General features: G+C 55.0%; 21 protein-coding genes and 1 other annotated feature. Of the genes, 9 read left to right on the forward strand and 12 right to left on the reverse strand.

The features are described 5' to 3' along the window. Positions 1-62 precede the first annotated feature (62 nt). Positions 63-1,715, reverse strand: a complete 1,653-nt coding sequence (gene ushA, locus AK59_RS0109350; RefSeq protein ID WP_029882632.1) for a bifunctional UDP-sugar hydrolase/5'-nucleotidase UshA — start codon at positions 1,713-1,715, stop codon at positions 63-65. Positions 1,716-1,878: 163 nt separating this feature from the next. Between ushA and AK59_RS0109355 the strand changes: the two genes are divergently transcribed. Next, positions 1,879-3,099 carry an MFS transporter gene (locus tag AK59_RS0109355; RefSeq protein ID WP_013095903.1) on the forward strand — a complete coding sequence of 407 codons (1,221 nt, stop codon included), beginning with the start codon at positions 1,879-1,881 and terminating at the stop codon, positions 3,097-3,099. Positions 3,100-3,327: 228 nt separating this feature from the next. Then, on the forward strand, positions 3,328-5,004 hold the full coding sequence (gene ybaL / locus AK59_RS0109360; RefSeq protein ID WP_029882633.1) for a YbaL family putative K(+) efflux transporter: 1,677 nt from the start codon (positions 3,328-3,330) through the stop codon (positions 5,002-5,004). Positions 5,005-5,114: 110 nt separating this feature from the next. Here the strand turns inward: ybaL and AK59_RS0109365 are convergent, their stop codons facing one another. The 9 genes from AK59_RS0109365 to AK59_RS0109405 all read right to left on the reverse strand — a co-directional run bounded on the left by AK59_RS0109365 (position 5,115) and on the right by AK59_RS0109405 (position 14,479). After that, positions 5,115-6,419 (reverse strand): inosine/guanosine kinase, encoded by a 1,305-nt coding sequence (locus AK59_RS0109365; RefSeq protein ID WP_020685011.1) that lies wholly within the window; start codon positions 6,417-6,419, stop codon positions 5,115-5,117. 62 nt (positions 6,420-6,481) lie between these two features. After that, complete coding sequence (hemH, locus tag AK59_RS0109370) at positions 6,482-7,444, reverse strand: ferrochelatase (RefSeq protein ID WP_013095900.1); 963 nt, start codon at positions 7,442-7,444, stop codon at positions 6,482-6,484. A gap of 124 nt (positions 7,445-7,568) precedes the next feature. Beyond that, the gene (gene adk, locus AK59_RS0109375; RefSeq protein WP_006809841.1) at positions 7,569-8,213 is read right to left on the reverse strand and encodes an adenylate kinase; all 645 of its coding nucleotides are present in this window, start codon (positions 8,211-8,213) and stop codon (positions 7,569-7,571) included. A gap of 195 nt (positions 8,214-8,408) precedes the next feature. Further along, positions 8,409-10,283 (reverse strand): molecular chaperone HtpG, encoded by a 1,875-nt coding sequence (gene htpG, locus AK59_RS0109380; RefSeq protein ID WP_023620089.1) that lies wholly within the window; start codon positions 10,281-10,283, stop codon positions 8,409-8,411. 110 nt (positions 10,284-10,393) lie between these two features. Beyond that, complete coding sequence (gene recR, locus AK59_RS0109385) at positions 10,394-10,999, reverse strand: recombination mediator RecR (RefSeq protein ID WP_013095898.1); 606 nt, start codon at positions 10,997-10,999, stop codon at positions 10,394-10,396. Beyond that, positions 10,999-11,331 (reverse strand): YbaB/EbfC family nucleoid-associated protein, encoded by a 333-nt coding sequence (locus AK59_RS0109390; RefSeq protein ID WP_003858972.1) that lies wholly within the window; start codon positions 11,329-11,331, stop codon positions 10,999-11,001. Before AK59_RS0109390 ends, recR begins: the two co-directional genes overlap by 1 nt. A 53-nt stretch (positions 11,332-11,384) precedes the next feature. Continuing rightward, entirely contained in the window at positions 11,385-13,310 is a 1,926-nt protein-coding gene (dnaX, locus tag AK59_RS0109395; protein ID WP_029882634.1) for a DNA polymerase III subunit gamma/tau, read from the reverse strand. Next, positions 11,991-12,055: a sequence feature (DnaX frameshifting element), on the reverse strand. It overlaps the preceding gene by 65 nt. Positions 13,311-13,398: 88 nt before the next feature. Then, positions 13,399-13,950 carry an adenine phosphoribosyltransferase gene (gene apt, locus AK59_RS0109400; protein ID WP_000127359.1) on the reverse strand — a complete coding sequence of 184 codons (552 nt, stop codon included), beginning with the start codon at positions 13,948-13,950 and terminating at the stop codon, positions 13,399-13,401. 151 nt (positions 13,951-14,101) lie between these two features. Then, a complete protein-coding gene (locus AK59_RS0109405) occupies positions 14,102-14,479 on the reverse strand; it encodes a DUF454 family protein (protein WP_013095896.1) in 378 nt (125 codons plus the stop codon). Between the two features lie 50 nt (positions 14,480-14,529). Here AK59_RS0109405 and priC point away from each other — a divergent pair, with 50 nt between their 5' ends. Beyond that, on the forward strand, positions 14,530-15,057 hold the full coding sequence (gene priC, locus AK59_RS0109410; protein ID WP_020685008.1) for a primosomal replication protein N'': 528 nt from the start codon (positions 14,530-14,532) through the stop codon (positions 15,055-15,057). A gap of 12 nt (positions 15,058-15,069) precedes the next feature. Further along, entirely contained in the window at positions 15,070-15,255 is a 186-nt protein-coding gene (gene rsmS / locus AK59_RS0109415; protein ID WP_029882635.1) for a pleiotropic regulatory protein RsmS, read from the forward strand. 1 nt (position 15,256) lies between these two features. Here rsmS and mscK read toward each other — a convergent pair whose 3' ends face one another. Then, positions 15,257-18,604, reverse strand: a complete 3,348-nt coding sequence (gene mscK / locus AK59_RS0109420) for a mechanosensitive channel MscK (protein WP_029882636.1) — start codon at positions 18,602-18,604, stop codon at positions 15,257-15,259. A gap of 113 nt (positions 18,605-18,717) precedes the next feature. After that, entirely contained in the window at positions 18,718-19,371 is a 654-nt protein-coding gene (acrR, locus tag AK59_RS0109425) for a multidrug efflux transporter transcriptional repressor AcrR (protein ID WP_013095892.1), read from the reverse strand. Between the two features lie 141 nt (positions 19,372-19,512). Between acrR and acrA the strand changes: the two genes are divergently transcribed. From acrA to maa, 5 genes are all read left to right on the forward strand, one after another. Further along, complete coding sequence (gene acrA / locus AK59_RS0109430; protein ID WP_023620093.1) at positions 19,513-20,706, forward strand: multidrug efflux RND transporter periplasmic adaptor subunit AcrA; 1,194 nt, start codon at positions 19,513-19,515, stop codon at positions 20,704-20,706. A gap of 22 nt (positions 20,707-20,728) precedes the next feature. Beyond that, positions 20,729-23,875, forward strand: coding sequence for a multidrug efflux RND transporter permease subunit AcrB (gene acrB / locus AK59_RS0109435; protein WP_013095890.1), 3,147 nt, complete (start codon positions 20,729-20,731; stop codon positions 23,873-23,875). Between the two features lie 513 nt (positions 23,876-24,388). Next, the gene (gene tomB, locus AK59_RS0109440) at positions 24,389-24,763 is read left to right on the forward strand and encodes an Hha toxicity modulator TomB (RefSeq protein ID WP_008499288.1); all 375 of its coding nucleotides are present in this window, start codon (positions 24,389-24,391) and stop codon (positions 24,761-24,763) included. Positions 24,764-24,790: 27 nt separating this feature from the next. Continuing rightward, entirely contained in the window at positions 24,791-25,009 is a 219-nt protein-coding gene (locus tag AK59_RS0109445; RefSeq protein ID WP_013095889.1) for an HHA domain-containing protein, read from the forward strand. Between the two features lie 209 nt (positions 25,010-25,218). Further along, positions 25,219-25,770, forward strand: a complete 552-nt coding sequence (gene maa / locus AK59_RS0109450; protein WP_013095888.1) for a maltose O-acetyltransferase — start codon at positions 25,219-25,221, stop codon at positions 25,768-25,770. The last annotated feature ends 21 nt before the right edge of the window (positions 25,771-25,791 follow it).

Below are 25,791 nucleotides of genomic sequence, written 5' to 3' on the forward strand. Positions count from 1 at the left end.
TTTGTGTTCGCGCCCTCTCCCGATGGGAGAGGGTTGGGGTGAGGGCATCAGGCCGCACAACGTTACTGCCAGCTCACCTCGCCTTTCGGCTCATACGCATTCACGTCGATCGGTGAATTCTGCTCGATAAACTGCTTCAGAACCTCGGCATCAATAAAGCCGGTATTCACATAGCCCGGTTTATTATCGATGTGCGGATAACCGTCGCCGCCGGTGGCGTTAAAGCTTAAGGTTGCCAGACGGTAGGTTTTCGCGGGATCAACCGGCTCACCCTTGATTTTGAGATCGTTGAGCTTGCCGTCTTTGGCCACAAAGCTGACGTTAGCGAACTGCGGATAGGCGCCGGAGTCCGGCTTCATCTGCGCCACGGCGGTAAGGTACTCAATCACCTCTTTCCCGCTCATATCGGCATAAACCACCACGTTGCCAAACGGCTGCACCTTCAGCACATCTTTATAGGTGATATTCCCGCCTTCGATGGAATCACGGATCCCGCCGCCGCTCATCACACCAAAATCAGCGCCGGTGCGCGCGATTTGTGCCGCCAGCACCAGGTGCCCCATATTGGTCTGTACGAAACGGACTTTGCTGCGGTCCCCTTCCAGACGCCCGTTCAGCGTACCGATTTTCACCTCCAGCTGCGCTTTGCCTTTATTCTGGAACGGGGTTAAGAGAGAGAGCATCTGTGGGTTCTCGGGGATTTCCGGGGTGTAGAGTACGCGCTCACTTTTCCCGTCCGGATAGGTCACTTTTTTCTTCAGGTTGACCGGGATGAGCTGATAATGCACCAGTTTCATCTCGCCGTTACGGAACTCAAAGTCGGCACGGCCAACGTATTTACCCCACTCGTGCGCCTGCACAATCCAGATCCCGTTCTGACGGTCTGGTGCGCACGGCGTGCCCGGAACATAATCCACCTGCTTTTTATTCTCCGAGGCCATGCACACCGGATCTTGTGAGTGACCACCCACAATCATTGCCAGCGAGCCCGCAGGGAGGCTGCGCGCCATTTCAACGTCGCCCGGTGCGTTAGAACCATGCTCGCCGTTGTCGTAATGTCCCATATGGGTGGTGGCGATGATCACGTCCGGTTTTTCGTTTTGCTGCAACTCCTGAATCACCAGCTTCGCTTCGTCTGCCGGTTTACGGAATTCGATATCGGTAAAGAACTCAGGGTTGCCAATTTTTGCCGTATCGTCCGTGGTGAGGCCAATCACCGCGATTTTCAGATCCTGACGCTTAAACAGCGCCCACGGTTTAAACAGGCGTTCACCGGTGCTTTTCTGATAGATATTGGCGGAGAGGAATGGGAATTTGGACCATTTTTCCTGCTGGCGCAGCACGCTCAGCGGGTTATCAAACTCATGGTTTCCGACGGCCATTGCATCGTAACCGATTAAATTCATACCGCGAAAATCAGGCTCAGCATCCTGTAAATCGGACTCCGGCACGCCGGTATTGATATCGCCCCCCGATAACAGCAGCACGCTGCCCCCTTCGGCGGCAACCTCTTTACGAATGCCATCCACCAGCGTTTTTTGCGCGGAGAGACCATATTCGCCGTACTCGCTGCGCCAGAAATGGCCGTGGTGATCGTTGGTATGCAGGATCGTAATTTTATACGTTTTGTCTTTTTCATACGCCTGTGCGGGCAGGCTTGCCAGACCCCAGGCGGCGAGCAGCGCCAACGCGACGCCATGCTTCATTAACTTCATCTTCTCTCTCCCTGACCAATAGACAAACGCAAAAATTACAGTGAGTAACAAGAATAGACAAATAAGTTTTCATAATTGCGACTTTCTTCAAATGTCGCTGGCAGGTATGTTAGTTGGATAATAATTACCCCCTGCATTTTTCATCACTAACGACGTGGTATTTATGGCAATCAGTGAATCAACCCAGCCCGTTTCGGGCGCGCCGGCGTCGCCGCCACCCTCGCGCACCTCATTTAAAGTCTTAGGCGCTATTAGCCTCTCCCATCTGCTCAACGACATGATCCAGTCGCTGATCCTGGCGATTTACCCGCTGCTGCAATCCGAGTTTTCATTAACCTTCGTGCAGATCGGGATGATCACCCTGACCTTCCAGCTGGCCTCTTCGCTACTGCAACCGATCGTCGGTTACTGGACGGATAAATATCCGATGCCGTGGTCGCTGCCGATTGGCATGTGCTTCACCCTGAGCGGGCTGGTGCTGCTGGCTATGGCGGGCAGTTTTGAAGCGGTGCTGCTTGCCGCCGCACTGGTGGGAACCGGCTCGTCGGTCTTCCATCCGGAGTCCTCCCGCGTGGCACGTATGGCCTCCGGCGGGCGCCACGGGCTGGCGCAATCACTCTTCCAGGTGGGCGGTAATTTTGGCAGTTCCCTCGGCCCGCTGCTGGCGGCAGTGATCATCGCCCCCTACGGCAAGGGTAACGTCGCCTGGTTTGTGCTGGCCGCCCTGCTGGCGATCGTTGTGCTCGCCCAGATCAGCCGCTGGTATGCCGCACAGCACCGCGTAAACAAAGGCAAACCAAAAGTGAAGGTTATCAATCCCCTTCCACGCAATAAGGTTATCCTGGCCGTGTCCGTGCTGCTGGTGCTGATTTTCTCGAAATATTTCTATATGGCGAGCATCAGCAGCTATTACACCTTTTACCTGATGCAAAAATTCGGATTATCGGTACAAAACGCGCAGTTCCACCTGTTTGCTTTCCTGTTTGCCGTCGCAGCAGGGACGGTGATTGGCGGGCCAGTCGGGGATAAAATTGGCCGTAAATATGTTATTTGGGGCTCTATCCTTGGCGTTGCCCCCTTTACCCTTATTTTGCCTTACGCCAGCCTTGAATGGACGGGCATTTTAACGGTGATTATTGGTTTTATTCTGGCTTCGGCGTTCTCGGCTATCCTGGTGTATGCGCAGGAGTTGTTACCGGGGCGTATTGGTATGGTTTCCGGGCTCTTCTTTGGTTTCGCCTTCGGCATGGGCGGCCTTGGTGCAGCCGTGTTAGGCATGGTTGCCGACCACACCAGTATCTTCCTGGTTTATAAAATCTGCGCTTTCCTGCCACTTCTGGGGATGTTGACCATATTCCTGCCTGATAATCGCCATAAAGCGTAATTTCATGGCTGCCAAAGTGAAACTTTGGCAGCCTGATGCCCTCATGGCATAAGGCTTTCCTGTTCATCCCTTCTCTGAATTTATCAAAACCTGCCTTTTCTGAGGCATATTGCCGTTTTATTCAAACTTCAACAATTATTCATAAACACAAGGGTAAAAATTGTCATAAACTATTACTCGGTTTTTGGTTTTCACCAAAATGGAACACCCACAACGAAAGGAGACGGAATGCACCACGCCACACCGCTTATCACCACCATTGTTGGTGGACTTGTGCTCGCTTTTATTCTCGGCATGATTGCCAATAAACTGCGTATTTCCCCTCTTGTGGGCTATCTGTTAGCCGGGGTACTGGCGGGACCGTTTACGCCTGGCTTCGTTGCGGATACCAAACTGGCACCTGAACTGGCGGAACTGGGCGTGATTCTGCTGATGTTTGGCGTGGGGCTGCATTTTTCCCTGAAGGACCTGATGGCGGTAAAGTCTATCGCCATACCGGGAGCGATCGCCCAGATAGGGGTGGCAACGCTGCTGGGCATGGCGCTTTCGGCCGTACTGGGCTGGTCGTTAATGACCGGCATCGTATTTGGGCTGTGTCTCTCAACCGCCAGTACCGTGGTGCTGCTGCGCGCGCTTGAAGAGAGGCAGTTGATAGACAGCCAGCGCGGACAAATCGCAATCGGCTGGCTGATTGTTGAAGATCTGGTGATGGTGCTGACGCTGGTCCTGCTGCCTGCCGTCGCCGGAATGATGGAAAAAGACACCCTCGGCTTTGCCTCGCTGGCGCTGGATATGAGCATCACCATCGGAAAAGTGGTGGCGTTTATCGCCATCATGATGCTGGTAGGCCGCCGTCTGGTGCCGTGGATCATGTCGCGCAGCGCGGCCACCGGCTCGCGTGAACTGTTCACCCTTTCCGTCCTTGCGCTGGCGCTGGGGATTGCCTTTGGTGCGGTGGAGCTCTTTGACGTCTCCTTTGCCCTTGGCGCGTTCTTCGCCGGGATGGTGCTGAACGAATCCGAACTGAGCCACCGAGCGGCACATGACACCCTCCCCCTGCGTGATGCCTTCGCGGTGCTGTTCTTTGTCTCCGTCGGGATGCTGTTTGATCCGATGATTCTGGTTCAGCAGCCGCTGGCCGTACTGGGAACGCTGGCGATTATCATCTTTGGTAAGTCGGTCGCCGCCTTTTTCCTGGTGCGAATGTTCGGCCACTCGCCGCGTACCGCTCTTACCATCGCCGCAAGCCTGGCACAGATTGGTGAGTTCGCCTTTATTCTGGCGGGTCTGGGGATGGCGCTGAACCTGCTGCCGCAGGCCGGGCAGAACCTGGTGCTGGCGGGAGCGATCCTCTCGATTATGCTGAACCCCGTGCTGTTCGCCCTGCTGGAAAAATATCTCGATAAAACGGAAACCCTTGAAGAGCAGACGCTCGAAGAGGCCATTGAAGAAGAGAAGCAGATCCCGGTGGATATTTGCAACCACGCCCTGCTGGTCGGCTTTGGCCGCGTGGGAAGCCTGCTCGGCGAGAAGCTGATGGCGCAGGGGATCCCGCTGGTGGTGATTGAAACCTCGCGTACCCGCGTCGATGAGTTGCGCGAGCGCGGTATCCGCGCGGTGCTGGGCAATGCGGCGAACGAAGAAATTATGAACCTGGCGCATCTGGACTGCGCCCGCTGGCTGCTGCTGACCATTCCAAACGGCTACGAAGCGGGTGAGATTGTGGCCACTGCACGTGAGAAATGCCCAACGATTGAGATCATTGCCCGCGCCCATTACGACGACGAGGTGGATTACATCACCGAACGGGGTGCGAATCAGGTGGTGATGGGTGAGCGCGAAATTGCGAATACGATGCTGGCGCTGCTGGCGAAGCCGCCGGTTGAAGAGGCTGTGACGAGGTAATTTTCGTGCGGCCTGATGCCCTCATGCGGCCTGATGCCCTCACCCTGGCCCTCTCCCACCGGGAGAGGGAATAAACACTAAAAACGGCAACATACGTTGCCGTTTTGCTTTTACCTGTCCCAGTACGCCTCTTCGAGGCTGTCTTCCCTTTCCGGCAGGCCACGTGTTAAGCGCGGGGAGTGCTGGTTCAGCACCTGATAACTGACGCGGTTCGCGTATTTACACACCTGCGCCAGCGACGAATAGGTGAGCCAGCTGAACTTATGTTTGCTGGAATTCGGCACGTTGGTTTTGTGGTAGGCATTGGCGGTGATGTCATGCAGCAGCGCCGCCAGCGCACCGTCGCCCGCACCGTTGGTGTTCATGATCTTCTCCGGGCCGCCCATGTACGGGGCGATGTGCGAGTAGATCCGCAGCGGATTAACACAGTCTTTATAACGCATGCCACGGCTGAACTCATACTGGTTGAACTCGGCGATGGCGCCAGGCAGCAGCGGATGCTGGGTTTTGCGTTTGCTCTCTTCTTCCGTGAAGCCTGCCATATACAGCCCTACCGGTCCGGCGGTGCAGAGCACCAGATCCACCCAGTCCAGCGCTTTATCGGAGGCCAGCAGCGGATCGCTCTCGCCGGTGAGGGCCTCAGCCTCTTCTTCGTTCATCGCCAGAATCGAGACATGCTCTTTCAGGAAGGCCTGCCACCACTCCGGGTTGTCGGCAATCACAAATTTCGTTCCCAGCGTCAGGACCACCGGCACATCGTACTTTTTCGCGTACTCAATCGCCTTCATGGTGGCTTCCGGCATCGGCTCGCCCGGCTTGCAGCGCACCAGGTAGGAGGTGAGCACCAGCGCCGACGCGCCCGCAATCACCTCTTCGGGAATACTCTCGGCACGCAGCTTGTTCATGTGGCCAGGGCTGATGGCAAAGGTACGCTCGCCGGATTCACCGATCAGCGTAAAGCAGCGGCCAATGGGACCGTCGACACCCTGCAGATAGTTAAGATCGGTACGGCTGGAGGTGTTGCACAGGTAACGGTAGGCGTAGCCACCAATTTCGATGTTGCTGCACATCACGCCGAGCAGCACTGAGCGGTCGTCTGCCAGAACGGAGTAGTTGTGCATGGTATTGCCGATGGTGCCACCGGCAAACTGATGGGTGATCAGGTTGTCACGCACCAGCTCCTGATAGAGCGCCTCAGCAACGTCGTCTTCAATTACCAGCGAGTGGCCGGCGCTCAGACCGTAACGGGCGACAAACGCATCATCCACTTTCGCTTCAATGTCCACCAGCGTCTGATCGATACCGACGACCCATGCCGCGCTGGTTTCATTTTCTGGCTGGATTTGCTGCAGGAGCGGATCGCGGGCATCAACAGGGAAGTAGTGTTTGGATTTGCGTTTACCGGGAAATTTCATGGTCTGAACTGTGCATAGAATATGGGCCGGGAATGGTAGCACAAACCCGGCCCAGAGTGCGATCAGCGGCTGTTGGTCACCAGCGAGACCATCATGTCGATATGTTCCGGAGCGTCGTTAAGTGCCGGAATGTACTCGTACTTCTCACCGCCAGCCTCAAGGAAAAACTCCCGGTTTTGCACCGCGATCTCCTCCAGCGTTTCCAGGCAATCGGCCGAAAAGCCCGGGGACATTACCTGAATATGCTTCACGCCTTTCTCGCCGAGCATTTTGAGGGTTTCGTCCGTATACGGTGTCAACCACGGCTCGCGACCAAAGCGCGACTGGAAAGTCATCATCACCTTCTCCGGCGGCAGGCCGAGCGCGGACACCAGCTCACGCGTGGTATCGCGACAGCGCTGCGGATAATCATCCCCTTCGTTAGCGAAACGCTGCGGAATGCCGTGATAGGACAACAGCAGCAGATCCGGCTCGCCGTGTTTTTCAAACGACGCGCGGGCACTGCTGGCAAGCGCTTTGATATAGAGTTCGTTATCGGCGTAGTCGCGTATAAAGGTCACGCCCGGAATGCGGCGGCGGGTCGCCAGAATGCGGGCCAGTTCGTCCCACACCGCAGCGACTGTCGAGCAGGAGTACTGCGGGTAGAGTGCCAGCACCACAATGTGCTCAACCCCCTGCGCCAGCAGCGCGTCGACCGCACTTTCCAGAGACGGTTTGCCATAGCTCATGCCGAGCGCGACAGGCATATCCGGCAGGCGGGCAGCCAGCGCTTTCTCCTGACGACGGCTGTAGACCATCAGCGGCGAGCCCTCTTCCATCCAGACAGACTGATAGAGTTTGGCGACGCGCGGTGAACGAATGGGCAGAATCACGCCACGCAGTAATGGCCACCACAGCAGTCTTGGGGTATCCACAACGCGCGTGTCGCTTAAAAATTGTCGCAGATAGCGTTTTACCGCTTCTGGCGTAGGTGCTTCTGGGGTGCCCAGATTGGCAAGCAGGATGCCGGTTTTCGCCTGACTCATTCACGCCTCTTAACCATTTGAATGGTTGTCAATTGTAGCGGAAATGCGTTTAAACGGAACCCATTGCTGTAATAGGTAAGATGAGAAATATTCTCACCCGGGGCCCCGGGTGAGAGCAGTGCGATTAGCCGAGGATTTTTTCCAGCTCTGCACGAACGTCAGCCACGGCTTTGGTGCCGTCAACTTTCGCGTATTTGGTGTTACCCGCCTGCGCTTCTTTGGTGTAGTAGCCGATCAGCGGCGCAGTCATCTGATGGTATTCCACCAGGCGCTTACGCACGGTCTCTTCCTGATCGTCTTTACGGGTGGTCAGCTCTTCGCCGGTTACGTCGTCTTTACCTTCAACCTTAGGTGGGTTGAATTTAATGTGGTAAACGCGGCCAGAAGCAGCGTGCACACGGCGACCAACGATACGATCAACGATCAGCTCGTCTGGTACGTCGAACTCCAGCACGTAGTCTACGTTGATGCCCGCTTCTTTCATGGCGTCAGCCTGAGGAATGGTGCGTGGGAAGCCGTCCAGCAGGAAACCGTTACGGCAGTCTTCCTGAGCAATGCGCTCTTTGACCAGAGCGATAACCAGCTCGTCGGTCACCAGTTTGCCTGCGTCCATGATGTCTTTCGCTTGTTTACCCAGCTCAGAGCCAGATTTAACAGCGGCGCGCAGCATATCACCGGTGGAGATTTGCGGAATACCGTATTTCTCCATGATGAACTGAGCCTGAGTTCCTTTACCCGCGCCCGGAGCGCCAAGCAGAATAATACGCATTGCGAAAATCCCCTCAAAAGTCGATTCAATTTTTCAAAAGCGCTAAACAATACCACCAGAACGGATGCGGCTCAAGGAAGGCGGGAAGGCTGAAACGGTTAATGGGGGGAGATTATTTGGGGGAGTGCGGTCTGGTGCCCTCACCCCGGCCCTCTCCCACGGGGAGAGGGAGAAGACCAGGGGAGGCGTGGTCAATTACGCCAGCAGCAGCGCATTCACACGTTTAATGAAGAGGTTAGGATCTTCCAGCGTGCCGCGCTCGGCCAGCAGAGACTGATCCAGCAGCAGTTCGACCCACTCAGCGAAGCGGGTTTCGTCCTGGGTATCCGCCGCGCGTTTCACCAGCGGGTGATCCGGGTTCAGCTCGAAGATATATTTCACTTCTGGCATCGCCTGACCTGCCGCGGCGAACAGTTTCGCCATCTGGGTACCCATTTCGTCCGCATCGGTAGTCACAATCGCCGGCGTATCGGTCAGACGGTGGGTGAAGCGCACCTCTTTCACACGATCGCCCAGCAGGGTTTTCACGCGCTCGACGAACGGCTCCAGCGCCTTCTCGGCTTCTTTCGCGCTTTCATCCACTTCATCCGCCAGCTTGTCGATGGATTCATCGGCTTTGGCAACAGACTGGAATGGCTTACCGTCGAACTCGGTCAGGTAGTTCATCATCCACTCGTCGATGCGGTCAGAAAGCAGCAGCACTTCGATGCCTTTCTTACGCAGCAGCTCCAGGTGTGGGCTGCTCTTCGCCGCGGCGTAGCTGTCGGCGGTGATGTAGTAGATCTTCTCCTGCCCTTCTTTCATGCGGGAAACGTACTCTTCCAGCGACACGGTCTGCGCGGAGGAGTCAGTGTGCGTAGAGGCAAAGCGCAGCAGTTTGGCGATCGCTTCTACGTTCGCGGTGTCTTCCGCCGGGCCTTCTTTCAGTACCAGGCCAAACTGCTTCCAGAAGGTCTGGTATTTTTCCGCGTCGTCTTTCGCCAGTTTTTCCAGCATCTGCAGCGTACGTTTGGTCAGCGCGTTACGCAGGTTGCGGGTCACGGTGCTGTCCTGCAGAATTTCACGGGAGACGTTCAGCGGCAGATCGTTGGAATCTATCAGGCCACGGACAAAGCGCAGGTAGTTCGGCATGAACTGCTCGGCGTCGTCCATGATGAAGACACGCTGAACGTAAAGCTTCAGACCGTGCTTGTGATCGCGGTTCCACATATCCCACGGCGCCTGCGACGGGATATACAGCAGGCTGGTGTACTCCTGCTTACCTTCCACACGGTTATGGCTCCAGGTCAGCGGATCGGTAAAGTCATGGGCGATGTGTTTGTAGAACTCGTTGTATTCGTCGTCCTTGATTTCAGCCTTATTGCGCGTCCACAGGGCCTGCGCCTTGTTGATTTTCTCCCAGGAGACCACGGTTTCACCGTCTTTCTCTTCCTGTTTTTCAATCTCAACCGGCAGGGCAATGTGGTCGGAATATTTGCTGATGATGGAGCGCACGCGCCAGTCGTTCAGGAAATCGTCTTCGCCTTCGCGCAGGTGCAGGGTGATTTCGGTGCCGCGATCCGCTTTGGTGATGTCATCAACGGTGTATTCACCTTCACCTTTGGATTCCCAGAACACGCCGTTTTCCGCGCTGTCACCCGCCGCACGTGTACGCACGGTCACTTTGTCCGCCACGATAAACGCCGAATAGAAGCCCACACCGAACTGGCCGATCAGCTGGCTGTCTTTCGCCTGGTCAGAGCCCATTGATTCCAGGAACGCTTTGGTCCCGGATTTGGCGATAGTCCCGAGGTGGTCGATCACCTCGTCGCGGTTCATGCCGATGCCGTTATCGGCTATGGTCAGGGTACGGTTCTCTTTATTGAAAGAGACGCGCACGCGCAGCTCGCCGTCGCCTTCATACAGATCCGGGTTAGACAGCGCGCGGAAGCGCAGCTTGTCCGCCGCATCGGAGGCGTTGGAAATCAGCTCACGCAGGAAGATTTCTTTGTTGGAATACAGGGAATGGATCATCAGGTGCAGAAGCTGTTTTACTTCTGACTGGAAACCACGGGTTTCTTGTCCTTTCATCTAAGTCGACCTCAACAATGCCATTTAATGGGGTTGTAAAACGTTGAGGGAGAAATGGGGATAAGCAGGGAAATTTTCAAGCGGAGGCTGCGAATGCCGCCTCCGTTTGGTCAGAAAATAATCTTGTGACGTCCGGCCAGAGAGTGCGATAGCGTGGTGCCGTCAACCATCTCCAGCTCGCCGCCAACCGGCACGCCGTGAGCGATACGGCTGGCGTCAACACCGTACTGCGCGCACAGCTCGGCGATGTAGTTGGCGGTTGCCTCCCCTTCCACCGTGGGGTTGGTGGCGAGGATCACCTCTTTGATGGTCTCGGACTCCAGACGCTGTTCAAGGCGATCAAGACCGATATCATCCGGGCCAATACCGTCCAGCGGGGAGAGATGCCCCATCAGTACGAAATAGCGGCCAGAGAACTGCCCGGTTTGTTCGATGGCATAGATGTCCGCCGGACTCTCCACCACGCAAATCTGACCGTTCTCCTGACGACGCGGATTCGAGCAAATATTACAGACGTCCTGCTCGGTAAAAGTACGGCAATCCGCACAGTGACCAATCTCTGACATGGCGCGGGTCAGAGCCTGCGCCAGGCGCATCCCGCCGCTGCGGTCGCGCTGCAATAGCGTAAACGCCATACGCTGCGCCGACTTCGGGCCTACGCCCGGCAGGCAGCGCAACGCTTCCATTAACTGCGTGAGCAGCGGACTGGTTTGCATCAGAACGGCATCTTGAAGCCCGGCGGCAGTTGCATACCGCTGGATACAGAGGCCATTTTCTCTTTCTGGGTTTCGTCGATACGGCGAGCGGCATCGTTGAACGCGGCTGCAACCAGATCTTCCAGCATTTCTTTGTCGTCTTCGAGCAGGCTTGGATCGATTTCAACGCGGCGGCAGTTATGCGCACCGTTGATGGTCACCTTGACCAGACCGGCACCGGATTCACCCGTGACTTCCAGCTGAGCGATCTCTTCCTGCATCTTCTGCATTTTTTCCTGCATCTGCTGAGCCTGCTTCATCAGGCCACCCAGACCGCCTTTTCCACCAAACATAGGCTTCTCTCTCTTTCACGTTTAACGATGACAACCGTAAGTCAGACTCACGATCAAATAGGGCGAATACTCTCTTCATCCAGATCGGCGTCGAAGAACCGGCGCAGGGTCTGGATGTTGTTATCCGCAATAATCGACTCACGCGCCTGCGCGAGTTTCTCTTCATAAATGGCCTGGCGCCACTCCAGTGGCGTTCGCACCGCCGGATTATCATCTTCAATGATAGTCAATTCAACCGGTGCACCCTGCAATGTGGCCAGCGCCTCGGCCAGCGCTTTTTGTGCGCTGGGGGAGTTCAGGTGCCGTTGACCGGGACGCAGATGCAGACGCACCTGATTACCGTCCTGCTCTTTCCAGGCATTCAGCGCGACCTGCTCAACCAGCTTAGGCAGTTGCAGTTTACTGACCTCAGCGGCCCAGGCGTCACGCGCGATAGACTCTTCCGCGAGCTTCGCGGAAAGCTCCGGTGTTTTTTCATGCTCCAGCGCTTTCTTCAGCGCTTTTGGCGTGGCAACCTCTTTCTTCACCTCTTCGACGATGGTCGTCGACTTCCAGCGGTAAGCCTCTTCTTTCACCGGGGCTTTTTGCTCGAGCGCGGACGGTGCCGGGCGCGCCTGTACGCGCTCCGTTACCGAGGCCAGTCGTTCAAGCGCGGCGTTGTTTACCGGCCGCGCTCTTCCTGGCGCTGCCGGTTCACTCTTTTTTGGTTTGGTTGCTCCCTGCGCTCGCTGCAACTGGCTGCGGGCGGCAAGCACCGAACTGGTGGCATCCGACAGCGGTACATTTTGCGGCGGCGCTGCCGGCTGTGCTGGCACCTGCTGCGGCGACATCACTGCCGTCGGGGCGGTCGGGGCGAATGATTGCCGGGGCACTTCAGGCTCTGGCAGCGGCATACGCGGGTGGAACGCCAGCGCACGCAGCAGCGTCATTTCAACGCCCATTCTAGGATCCGGCGCAAACGGCAGCTCTTTACGGCCAATCAGCAAGGTCTGGTAATAAAGCTGTACGTCAGCAGGCGGCACGGTTCGCGCAAGTTCACGCATCCGCTGTTCAATGGCCGCCATATCCGCCCCCATCGCTGACGGAGAGAGCTGAAGCATCGCTACACGGTGCAGCAGGCTAAGCATCTCGACCAGCAGGGCTTCCCACTCGACGCCACGGGCTGCAGCGGCATTCACCAGCGACATGACGCGCTCACCGTTCGCGGCGATCGTGGCTTCAATCAGGGACAGCGCCTGGTCGTCGTCCAGCGTGCCGAGCATGGTGCTGACCGCCTCCGTCGACAGTTTACCGTCACCGCTGGCAATGGCTTGATCCGTCAGGCTGAGCGCATCGCGCAGGCTGCCGTCCGCTGCACGGGCCAGCAGTTGCAGGGCGCGCGGCTCGTGGACAATGTTCTCTTCGTCGAGAATGTGTTCCAGCTGAGTACGGATCTGTTCAACGTCCAGCGCCTTCAGATGGAACTGCAAACAGCGCGACAGAATCGTCACCGGCAGCTTTTGCGGATCGGTGGTCGCCAGCAGGAATTTCACATGCGCAGGCGGCTCTTCCAGCGTTTTCAGCAGGGCGTTGAAGCTGTGACGTGACAGCATGTGCACTTCATCGATCAGATAGACCTTGAAACGGCCACGCGCCGGGGCGTACTGCACGTTATCCAGCAGGTCACGGGTATCTTCAACTTTGGTGCGCGAGGCGGCGTCGATCTCGATCAGATCGACAAAGCGCCCCTGCTCGATCTCACGGCAGTTGTCACACACGCCACACGGCGTGGCGGTGATCCCGGTTTCGCAGTTCAGACCTTTTGCCAGCAAACGGGCAATAGAGGTTTTACCGACGCCGCGGGTACCGGAGAAGAGATAGGCGTGATGGATACGACCTAGCGACAAGCCGTTCGCCAGGGCCGTCAGCACATGTTCCTGACCGACAACGTCGGCAAAGGTTTGTGGTCGCCATTTACGGGCTAACACCTGATAACTCATGGGCAGGCTCTGCAACGCTGGAAGGTGAATTAATGGAGGGGAATGCTATCACAACCTCACCCATTGAGCGAGGTTGTGAGAAACGGGATTAATGACCCGGGAAAGGCACCAGGCTGTAGCTGGTAATACCCTGTTTTTCCAGGCGCTGTTCGCCGCCCAGATCGAACAGATTGATGATGAAGGCCGCGTCGGTCACTTCACCACCCAGGCGACGAATCAGCTTCACGGTCGCTTCGATAGTGCCACCGGTTGCCAGCAGATCGTCCACCACCAGCACTTTGTCGCCAGGCTTAATGGCATCGACGTGGATTTCCAGCTGATCGGTGCCGTATTCCAGCTCATAGCTCTCCGCGATGGTTTCACGCGGCAGTTTGCGCGGCTTACGCACTGGCACAAAACCTACGCCCATTGCCAGCGCCACCGGTGCGCCAAACAGGAAGCCACGGGCTTCGGTACCTACTACTTTGGTGATCCCGGCGTTTTTATAACGCTCTACCAGCAGTTCAATGCTGAGCGCGTACGCTTTCGGGTCTTCCAGCAAGCTGGTGACATCACGGAAAAGAATGCCAGGTTTTGGATAGTCCTGGATGCTTTTGATGCTGTTTTTCAGATATTCAAGCTGCTGTGCAGTTGCGGTCATCGGTTTGTGCCTAAATGAAACAGTGTTACTCACAGCGCGCAAAGAGGCGGTAAAGGTAACAATTGTTTAACCTTTAACCAGGCGCGCCTGTGCTCGAAAACGGTCGAATTTACTGGCTGCGCACAATAATTGCAACAGCCATTATAAGGCTTCAGTGCTTTTGTTGCTTTTCATCAACCACGGGGATCCGCCACATGAAGATAAGCAGGCAGGTCAGGATAACCAGCAGCAGGATCCGCACCCACATCATTTTCACCAGCCATAATGAAATGGCGAAGGTGATGAGGATGACTGCAATCGCACGCGGCTTTGCGCCAGGCGGCATGGCCCGGTGTTTCTGCCAGTGGCGCAGATAGCCGCCAAACCACGAGCGATACAGCAGCCAGTGATGAAAACGCGGGGATGAGCGGGCAAAACACCAGGCTGCCAGCAGAATAAACGGCGTCGTGGGCAAAAGTGGCAAAACCACGCCCAGAGTGCCTAACACTACCGCGAGCCAGCCAATGATGATTAAAATAGTACGCTGCATAATGCGAATCGTTATCAAACTGAACGGCTACTTTACCACTGGAGCGCGCCTTGAAAATAGCCCTGCTTTTAGAGACGCTGCAAAATCAGCTCGTTGCCCTGCGCACGCAGGCGTCACCGTTGATGCAGCATGCGACGCTCAAACCGCGCTTTGACCGGCAGTTATTTCATACGCGAAGTACGCTGATGAAAGACTATCTTGATGAGGCGCAGACCAACCTCGACGAACTGCGACAGGCCGTGAATGACGGTAAACATGAGCAGGTGGCCTGGCTTGCGGAGCATCTCACCAGTCAGATCACCGCCTTGCACCGGGAGATCGCAGCCTGGCCCCTGCGTACCTGGGATAGCGCGTCGCCCGGCCTCGGTAAATGGCAGCGCAAACGGCTGGAGCACCAGGAGTTTGAACGCCGTCTGTTTGAGATGAAGCGCGAGCGGGAAGCACGTCTGAACAACAGTGAAACGCTGGAAGAGCAGCAGTTATTGATGCGCGAAATCGACGCGCTGGATGGACGTCTTGTCCGCTGCCGTCAGGCGCTGGATGAGATCGAACGCGTCATTGAACGCCTGACCCGTTAAAAGGAGCCACACATGTCGCTGGAAAATGCCCCCGATGAGGTCAAACTGGCCGTCGATTTGATTATGCTGCTGGAGAATCATGAGATCCCGGCTGAGACGGTGCTGAAGGCACTGGAGATTGTGCGGCGGGATTTTGAGGGAAAGGTGAAGGCCGGTTGCCCTCACCCTAACCCTCTCCCACCGGGAGAGGGAAAATAGTTCAGGCGGGAGTCGGATCGTCACCCTTAATCTCACGCTTCACTTCCGTATGCTCGTCACCTTTCTCGTTATGCAGGTGAACCTCAAGCTGGTTGAAAGCAATATTGATATTGTTTTCACGGCACAGGCGGTCGATGGAGCGGTTCAGTTCATCCACGGTGTAGCTGCGATCGCGAAGCTCACGCACGTATAAACGCAGCTCGTGATCCAGCGTGCTCGCCCCGAAGGTGGTGAAGAAGACGTCTGGCGCCGGCTCGTGCATAACCTTTGGATGCTCTTTTGCGGCCTTCAGCAATACCTCTTTCACCTTATCCAGATCCGAACCGTAGGCTACGCCGAGGCGGATCACCACACGCGTCGTCGTATCAGAGAGCGACCAGTTGATCAGACGCTCGGTCACGAACGCTTTGTTCGGGATGATCACCTCTTTGCGATCGAAGTCGGTAATAGTGGTCGCACGAATGCGGATCTTGCTGACGGTACCGGAGAAGGTCCCGATGGTCACCGTATCGCCAATTCGTACCGGACGTTCGAACAGGATGATCAGGCCGGAAACGAAGTTACCGAAAATCTCCTGCAGGCCAAAACCGAGACCCACAGAGAGCGCTGCCGCCAGCCACTGCAGTTTGTCCCAAGACACGCCCAGCGAGCCGAAGACCGTCATCGCCCCGACAATAATAATGACGTAGTTGAGGATGGTGGTAATGGCATAGGACGCCCCCTGACGCAGGTTCAGGCGCGACAGCACCAGCACCTCCAGCAGACCCGGCAGGTTTCGAATCAGCGCCCAGGCCACCATCGACGACACCACCGCAAACAGCAGGCTACCCATGGTGACGCTCTTCATCACCGCAGCACCTGCTTCGGTCCCGCTGTACTGCCAGAGGGTGATACTGTCGAGATAGGCAAAGACGGTTATCAAATCAGACCAGATGGCCCAGAACATCACCGCGAACAGGGCAATCATCACCAGCATGGTGATACGCAGCGTCTGCTGGTTAACCTGCTCCAGCGCGATGGTCGGCTCTTCCTGCGGCTCCGCGCCTTCGGCGCCCTCTTTCACCTGATGCTGACGACGCGCAATGGCGCGGCGATAAGCGATACGGCGAGCCGCCACGCTCAGGCCGCGCAGCACGGTCTGGTAGAGCAGGTTCCAGACAATCACCAGATAGACGGTTTCTATCCAGCGGCCGGACAGGCGCAGCGTGGTGTAGAAGTAGCCCGTCGCCGTGAGCACCATCAGCGCCAGCGGAATGATTGCCAGCACCGTGACGGTGGCGAGGCGCAGGTTGTGAGACTCTTTATCACGCCAGCTATCGCGGCACATCGGCCACATCAGGATGGCAATCAGCAGCAGGTTCAGCAGAATGACCAGCTGACCCAGAACGTCATCCATCAGATGCAGCGGAGAAAGCTCGGAAACCACCGACCAGAAGTGCAGCGGCAGGAGCGCCAAGCTGATGCGGACAATCTGACGACGCCAGTGGCTGGTCAGTTGCTGCGGCATATTGAAGTGACGCACCGCCACGCCGTCTTTTTCCAGCACCTTCCAGCACAGACCAAACACCAGCCAGAACAGGGCCAGCTTTTTACTGAAAGCCCACAGCAAATCGCTGACGTTGAGCTGCATGGTGAGCAGGATCAGGCCAACAGCCAGGATGATCAGGCACACCGGCAGCGCGCGAATGAGATCGATCAGAATCGCTTTTGGCGTATGCAGCTGGCTGTCATTTCGCAGTTGCCCCACTTCTGAGGCCAGCTTCGCCTGATAGTTCTTCAGCCATCCCAGACGCCAGCGGATCACGCCCGCAATCAGCAGCAGCGGTAATCCCGCCAGGAAGGCAATCATCACCGCGGGCCAGGCTTTCTCCCAGTTCCCGGTGATTTTCATGCTTTTAATCTGCGTTTTCAGCGTTTCGGGGAAGGATTTAACCCAGTCCCAGTCCATCGGTTTGTTGCTGTTAACCCAGAAAATCTGCTGGGTTAAAATCTCCTGCAGACTTTTAGAAACGCTCACCAGCTGCTGCTGGTTGATCTGCAGGTTAATCGCCATCATCAGCTGGTTACCAAGCTGTTTATTGAGCTGGTCAAGCAGCTCGCGGCGCATATCCACCACCTGCAACAGTGCGTCGTGCACTTCCGGGTTCACTTCACTGGAGTGGCCCTCTTCTATTTTGGCGACAAAGGTATCGCTCTGGAAAAGGGCATCGCGCTGCTGGTTGACGTCAAACTGTTCCAGACGTAAATCCGCAATGCGGTTGGTCATGTCCTCGAGCTCGTCGGCAGAGGGCAGCGTCTGTTGTTGCTGATAAAGAATGCGTGACAGCAGAAGGCTGCCTTTCAGCACCGCAATTTGCTCTTTGATGTTACGTTCCGCCTGGAGCGCGCGGTCCAGCCAGTTTTTAACTTTAATGTTCTGTTGAACCAGCGAGTTACCGTTCTCGGTCGCCTGAATCAGGCGCTCGCTCAGCTGATGGTTCGCATCGAGCTCCTGCTTCACCAGCGGATTGACCTGGATGCGGGCGGTTTCGTCCGGCGATACCGCCTCCTGGGCGGTTTTTTCCGTCAGCGTCAGGCGCTTGCTGTTCACCGCCTCCTGCAACAGCTGAAGCTGATGTTCCAGACGGTTAATGTTGGCGGTCACGTAATCACGCTGTTTTTGTAGCGTGTCCTGCAGCACCGTATTCCCTTCCAGGCTTTTACGCTGCTGTTCAATTTGCGCATTCAGTAACGACTGCTGAACCAGCAGCAGCGTTTGCTGCGTCGGGCGCAGCGTGCCTTCACCCACCGTGGTGCCGTTCAGGCGGTTACGGATTTGCTGCAGCTGCTGAGACGCGGCGTACATTGCGTTTTGTACGCGCTCGGGCTGAGTCTGCAAAGAGACAAGCTGACTGTTGTAGGTGGCGAGATCCGACTGTGCGGTTTGCAGGTCGTCGAGCAGTTGTGCGACGCGTGACTCCAGCTGACGCAGCGACAGCGTTGCCAGCGTTTTGCGCGTTTCGTCGTCGTTATCCACGTCGCTCAGGGCATTTAGCGAATCCGTTGCTTTACGCATGTTTTCAGGCGCCTGCGCCACCTTCTGACGAAGCTGGGTAGTTTCCGCTTTAACGCGATCGATTTTATCCAGTGATTCCAGCGTTTCCGTCAGATCCTGCTGAACGAGTTTGTCCTGCGGCGTGAGATCTTTTTGTTTATTCAGGGCGTCGAGCTGCGACTGAACATCAGCACGTGATGGAATGTCATTGCCGTTATCGGCGCGGGCCCAGGAAAGCGGTGCCGTTGCGAAGAAAAACAGCGTCGCGAAGAGTAGTGCAAGAACAGGATGTTGCGAGCGATTGGTGTGCAGCATAGTCGTGAGTGATGTCAGAAGATGACCGAAAATAGTCCGGCGTGCAGAATATCACGCTCGCCTGAAGCAGAATAGCGCGAACGTGAGCCTCTGAGATAAATCCTGGAAATGGCTCAGGCAGTGAGCGAAGGCGCGTCGCTGCGCAGCGTCGGGCAGAGCTGTAGCATTTCCAGTAAAATCGCCACGTAGCTGCGGGCTTCCGCTTTTAAGTCAAAGGATTGCGGGGCGAAAAGCCAGTTTTCCATCAGGCCCGAAATGTAGCTGCGCATCAGAATAGCCGCCCGGCGGGTCAGGAGATTGGCCGGTAGCAGTTTAGCCTGCATGCACTGGTTCAGGTTCTGTTCAATGCGGTCATAGCTTTCCAGGCTGAGGCTGCGTTGCGCCTGCTGCACGACAGCCATCTCTCCCACAAACTCACATTTATGGAAAATAATTTCCATCATTAACCGACGGCGCTCTTCAACTACCGTCGCTTCAAGGATATATACTAATATTTCTCTTAATACTGAGAGTGGATCGTCAGGGAATTTTGCCCGATACTCACTCTCGAGATCGCTAATGCTGGACTCTGAAAGCTCCCAGATTTCACTGAACAGATCTGACTTGTCTTTAAAATGCCAGTAAATCGCTCCCCGCGTAACGCCAGCGGCCTGAGCAATCTGTGCCAGCGAGGTTGACGAAACACCTTGCTGAGAAAATAAGCGGATTGCCACATCCAGAATGTGTTGTCGGGTTTCAAGCGCTTGTTGTTTGGTTTTTCGTGCCATAAGTGGGTGAATTTACAGGCGTCAGATTTACATACATTTGTGAATGTATGTACCATAGCATGACGATAATATAAACGCAGCAATGGGTTTTTGGACTCAGGACCATTGATCAATTTGAAATCGGACACTCGAGGTTTACATATGAACAAAAACAGAGGGTTAACGCCTCTGGCGGTCGTTCTGATGCTCTCAGGCAGCTTAGCGCTTACAGGATGTGACGACAAACAGGCTCAACAAGGAGCGCAGCAGATGCCAGAAGTTGGCGTTGTGACGCTCAAATCCGAACCTCTTCAGATCACCACCGAATTGCCTGGCCGCACAAGTGCTTATCGCATTGCAGAAGTTCGTCCTCAGGTGAGCGGCATTATCCTGAAACGTAACTTTACCGAAGGCGGCGATGTGCAAGCCGGTGAGTCTCTGTATCAGATTGATCCCGCAACGTATCAGGCGTCGTATGAAAGCGCGAAAGGCGACCTGGCGAAAGCGGAAGCGGCGGCCAAAATCTCTCAGCTGACGTTGAATCGTTACAAAAAACTGCTCGGTACGCAGTACATCAGCCAACAGGACTACGACACAGCCCTGGCGGATGCACAGCAGGCTAACGCGGCCGTTGTGGCAGCAAAAGCAGCTGTCGAAACCGCGCGCATCAACCTGGCCTATACCAAAGTGACCTCCCCTATCAGCGGTCGTATTGGTAAATCCTCCGTGACGGAAGGGGCACTGGTGCAAAACGGTCAGGCCACAGCGATGGCAACCGTGCAGCAGCTTGATCCGATCTACGTTGACGTGACGCAGTCCAGCAACGATTTCCTGCGACTGAAACAAGAGCTGGCAAACGGCACCCTGAAGCAGGAGAACGGTAAAGCCAAAGTGGAGCTGGTCACTAACGACGGCATCAAATATCCACAGGCGGGTACGCTGGAATTCTCTGATGTGACGGTCGACCAGACCACCGGTTCCATCACCTTACGTGCGATCTTCCCGAACCCTGACCACACCCTGTTGCCAGGTATGTTCGTTCGCGCACGTCTGGAAGAAGGCACTAACCCAACCGCACTTCTGGTTCCACAGCAGGGTGTGACCCGTACGCCACGCGGCGATGCGAGCGCACTGGTTGTTGGCGCTGGTGACAAAGTCGAAATGCGCAATATCACTGCTACGCAGGCGATTGGCGATAAATGGCTGGTGACGGACGGTCTGAAAGATGGCGATCGCGTGATTGTTACTGGTTTGCAAAAAGTTCGTCCTGGCGCGCAGGTTAAAGCACAGGAAGTGAAGTCTGACGATAAACAACAAGCTTCGGCCGCTGGCCAGTCAGAACAAACCAAGTCTTAACTTAAACAGGAGCCGTTAAGACATGCCTAATTTCTTTATCGATCGCCCCATATTCGCATGGGTGATCGCCATTATTATCATGCTGGCCGGGGGACTTGCGATCCTGAAGCTGCCTGTTGCGCAATATCCGACCATTGCGCCACCGGCGGTGACGATCTCCGCAACCTACCCGGGGGCGGATGCGAAAACGGTGCAGGATACCGTTACGCAGGTTATCGAACAGAACATGAACGGTATCGATAACCTGATGTACATGTCCTCAAACAGTGACTCCACCGGTACGGTTCAGATCACCCTGACCTTCGAGTCTGGTACTGATGCTGACATCGCGCAGGTTCAGGTGCAGAACAAACTGCAGCTGGCGATGCCGCTGCTGCCGCAGGAAGTACAACAGCAGGGTGTGAGCGTCGAGAAATCGTCCAGTAGCTTCCTGATGGTTGTTGGCGTTATCAACACCAACGGCACCATGACGCAGGAGGATATTTCCGACTACGTGGGCGCCAACATGAAGGACGCCATCAGCCGTACTTCAGGTGTGGGTGACGTTCAGTTGTTTGGTTCCCAGTACGCGATGCGTATCTGGATGGACCCGAACAAACTGAACAACTTCCAGCTGACGCCGGTTGACGTCATCAACGCCATTAAAGCGCAGAACGCCCAGGTTGCAGCCGGTCAGTTAGGCGGTACGCCGCCGGTGAAAGGCCAGCAGCTTAACGCGTCCATCATCGCGCAAACCCGTCTGACCTCCGCCGATGAATTCAGCAAAATTCTGCTGAAAGTGAATCAGGACGGTTCGCAGGTTCGCCTGCGTGACGTGGCAAAAGTGGAGCTGGGTGGCGAAAACTACGACATCATTGCGAAGTTTAACGGTAAACCGGCTTCCGGTCTGGGTATCAAACTGGCGACCGGTGCTAACGCCCTGGACACCGCAACGGCTATCCGTGCAGAACTGAAGAAGATGGAACCGTTCTTCCCGTCAGGTCTGAAGATCGTTTATCCGTATGACACCACGCCATTCGTTAAAATTTCGATTCACGAAGTGGTTAAAACCCTGGTAGAAGCGATCATCCTGGTCTTCCTGGTGATGTATCTGTTCCTGCAAAACTTCCGCGCGACGCTGATTCCAACCATCGCCGTACCGGTCGTCTTGCTCGGAACCTTCGCCATACTGGCAATATTTGGCTACTCGATAAACACCCTGACGATGTTCGGGATGGTGCTCGCCATCGGCTTGCTGGTGGATGACGCCATCGTGGTGGTAGAAAACGTCGAGCGCGTCATGGCGGAAGAAGGTCTGCCGCCGAAGGAAGCAACCCGTAAATCCATGGGCCAGATCCAGGGCGCGCTGGTCGGTATCGCGATGGTGCTGTCCGCCGTATTTATTCCGATGGCCTTCTTCGGGGGCTCTACCGGTGCGATTTACCGTCAGTTCTCCATCACTATCGTTTCTGCGATGGCGCTGTCGGTGCTGGTGGCGTTGATCCTGACGCCTGCGCTGTGTGCAACCATGCTGAAACCGATTCAGAAAGGCGGTCACGGCGAGCACAAAGGGTTCTTCGGCTGGTTTAACCGCATGTTTGATAAGAGCACGCACCACTATACCGACAGCGTGGGGAACATTCTGCGCAGCACCGGTCGTTATCTGCTGCTCTATATCATCATCGTGGTGGGCATGGCCTATCTGTTCGTTCGTCTGCCAAGCTCGTTCCTGCCAGATGAAGACCAGGGCGTATTCCTGACGATGGCGCAGCTTCCGGCGGGTGCATCGCAAGAACGTACCCAGAAAGTGCTGGATGAAGTGACGGACTACTACCTCACCAAAGAAAAAGCGAACGTTGAATCCGTGTTTGCGGTTAACGGCTTTGGCTTTGCGGGTCGTGGCCAGAACACCGGTATCGCCTTCGTTTCACTGAAAGACTGGTCTGAACGTCCGGGCGAAGAGAACAAGGTTGAAGCGATCACCGGCCGTGCAATGGGCACCTTCTCGCAGATTAAAGATGCGATGGTGTTCGCCTTTAACCTGCCAGCGATCGTTGAACTGGGTACGGCGACCGGTTTCGACTTCCAGCTGATTGACCAGGGCGGTCTGGGCCACGAGAAACTGACTCAGGCGCGTAACCAGCTGTTTGGCGAAGTGGCTAAACACCCTGACCTGCTGGTCGGCGTGCGTCCTAACGGCCTGGAAGATACGCCGCAGTACAAGATCGACATCGACCAGGAGAAAGCACAGGCGCTGGGTGTATCCATCAGCGACATCAATACTACACTGGGCGCAGCCTGGGGCGGTAGCTACGTTAACGACTTCATCGACCGCGGTCGTGTGAAGAAAGTGTACGTGATGTCTGAAGCGCAATACCGTATGTTGCCGAACGATATCAACAACTGGTACGTTCGCGGCAGCGATGGCCAGATGGTGCCGTTCTCAGCCTTCTCGACGTCGCGCTGGGAATACGGTTCACCGCGTCTGGAACGTTATAACGGGCTGCCATCCATGGAAATTCTGGGTCAGGCCGCGCCGGGTCGAAGCACCGGTGAAGCCATGAACCTGATGGAAGAGTTAGCCAGCAAGCTGCCTGCGGGTATTGGCTATGACTGGACCGGTATGTCCTATCAGGAACGTCTGTCCGGTAACCAGGCCCCTGCCCTGTACGCCATTTCACTGATTGTGGTGTTCCTGTGTCTGGCGGCACTGTATGAGAGCTGGTCAATTCCGTTCTCCGTTATGCTGGTGGTGCCATTGGGGGTTATCGGTGCGCTGCTGGCCGCAACGTTCCGTGGGCTGACCAACGACGTGTACTTCCAGGTAGGCCTGCTGACAACCATTGGCTTGTCGGCGAAGAACGCGATACTTATCGTCGAATTCGCCAAAGATCTGATGGAGAAAGAAGGTAAAGGCCTGATAGAAGCCACGCTTGAAGCTGTTCGTATGCGTCTGCGCCCTATTCTGATGACCTCACTGGCATTTATCCTCGGGGTACTGCCGCTGGTTATCAGCTCTGGTGCGGGTTCCGGCGCACAGAACGCGGTAGGTACCGGGGTAATGGGCGGTATGATCACCGCGACCGTACTGGCTATCTTCTTCGTACCGGTGTTCTTCGTGGTGGTTCGCCGCCGCTTCAGCCGGAAGAATGAAGATATTGAACACAGTCATTCGGTAGAACCTCACTGATACCGGTTTCACATGATAAAAAGGCCGCATTAGCGGCCTTTTTCATTTCTGAAAAAAAATCATAAAATACGCTTATTGTCGTTTTATTTATTTTATGCCATGTTTAAAAGGCATATCATAATTAGCAGATAACTTAATGGGCGAACTCAGGATTGTTTTAATTCCATTTCGCCGCTTAACTTATTAGGAATATTCCTAATAACAAGTCCATACAAAGAAAATTCCGAATCCGGACTTTTTCCGCGTGTTTACGCTAAATCAATGAAACGTAAGGAAGCGAAAAAAAACCAGCGTTAATTTGGATAAAAGTGTTCATCTTAGGATGTACTATTGCGTAAACGCTCGCAGACTCTGATTTTAATTGTAATTTTTCGTAATAGCGCGGTGAAATCCTGATCAGAGTGGCTTATAGTTAGAGTGAACAGGAGCACAGCACCCGTAGAGCTAAGTAGGTTGTATCCATCCCGACAATGATGTTCGGTGAGTAAGAAATCACTCAGAAGGGGATGCGCTATGGACGAGTACTCGCCAAAAAGGCATGATATCGCGCAGTTGAAATTTCTCTGCGAATCCTTGTACCATGACTGCCTTGCCAATCTTGATGAAAGTAATCATGGCTGGGTGAACGATCCAACATCGGCCATCAATTTGCAATTGAATGAGTTGATAGAGCATATCGCGACCTTCGCACTTAATTATAAAATTAAGTACAATGAAGATAATAAACTGATTGAGCAAATTGACGAATACCTGGATGACACCTTTATGTTGTTCAGCAGCTACGGCATTAACGCGCAGGATTTGCAGAAATGGCGTAAATCTGGAAACCGGCTATTCCGCTGTTTCGTCAACGTGAGCAGAGCTAACCCGGTTAGCCTTTCCTGTTAAAATTATTACAATGACTAAGGTGAATTTATGTCTGATAAACCACTCACAAAAACCGATTATTTGATGCGCTTACGACGTTGTCAGTCAATTGACACACTCGAACGCGTGATTGAAAAAAATAAATACGAGCTTTCTGATAATGAACTGACCGTATTTTATTCAGCCGCTGACCATCGTCTTGCCGAGCTGACCATGAATAAACTGTATGACAAAATCCCACCTTCCGTGTGGAAATTTGTCCGTTAGTTGTTGCAGTGTGTCTGTAGAGGTTCTACGCCACTCTCTTAGTTGTTTATACCTTTCTAATTACGATCCCGGTGTTAAAGCCAGGTCTCCGTGTAAAACGTGATCATTAGCAACAATGTTGTGACTTTAGTCACACGCGCTTTTCGGGAACGTTCCCTTCCTGGCTTATCCCGATTACCCTGCGGTAATCGAACCCAGAGAGGTATCCTATGAGCGTAGAAAAACAGAAAATGATTGCGGGTGAACATTACCGTCCTGGTGATGAAACATTACGGGCCGACCGACTGCGCGCCCGCCATCTGGTTCACCGCTATAACCACTCCGCCCCCGATGAGAAAACAGAACGCCAGAAGATTCTGGCGGAACTGCTAGGGCAAAGTGAAGGGGCTTATATTGAGCCAGCTTTCCGTTGTGACTATGGCTATAACATTTTCCTGGGCAAAGAATTTTACGCTAACTTCGACTGCGTGATGCTCGATGTCTGCCCTATTCATATTGGTGATAACTGTATGCTCGCGCCAGGCGTGCATATTTATACGGCCACCCACCCGCTGGATGCCGAAGAACGCAACAGCGGAGTGGAATACGGTAAACCCGTGCGCATTGGCAATAATGTCTGGATTGGGGGACGAGCGGTGATTAACCCGGGCGTCACGGTGGGGGATAATGTGGTGATTGCCTCCGGCGCTGTGGTGACAAAAGATGTCCCGGCCAATGCCGTCGTCGGGGGTAATCCGGCGAAAATTATCAAAATGCTGTGAGGGTGTGGGGAGTCAACTGTT

Origin of the sequence: Enterobacter sp. T1-1 (assembly GCF_000710795.1) — a bacterium.
Lineage (GTDB): Bacteria > Pseudomonadota > Gammaproteobacteria > Enterobacterales > Enterobacteriaceae > Enterobacter > Enterobacter cloacae.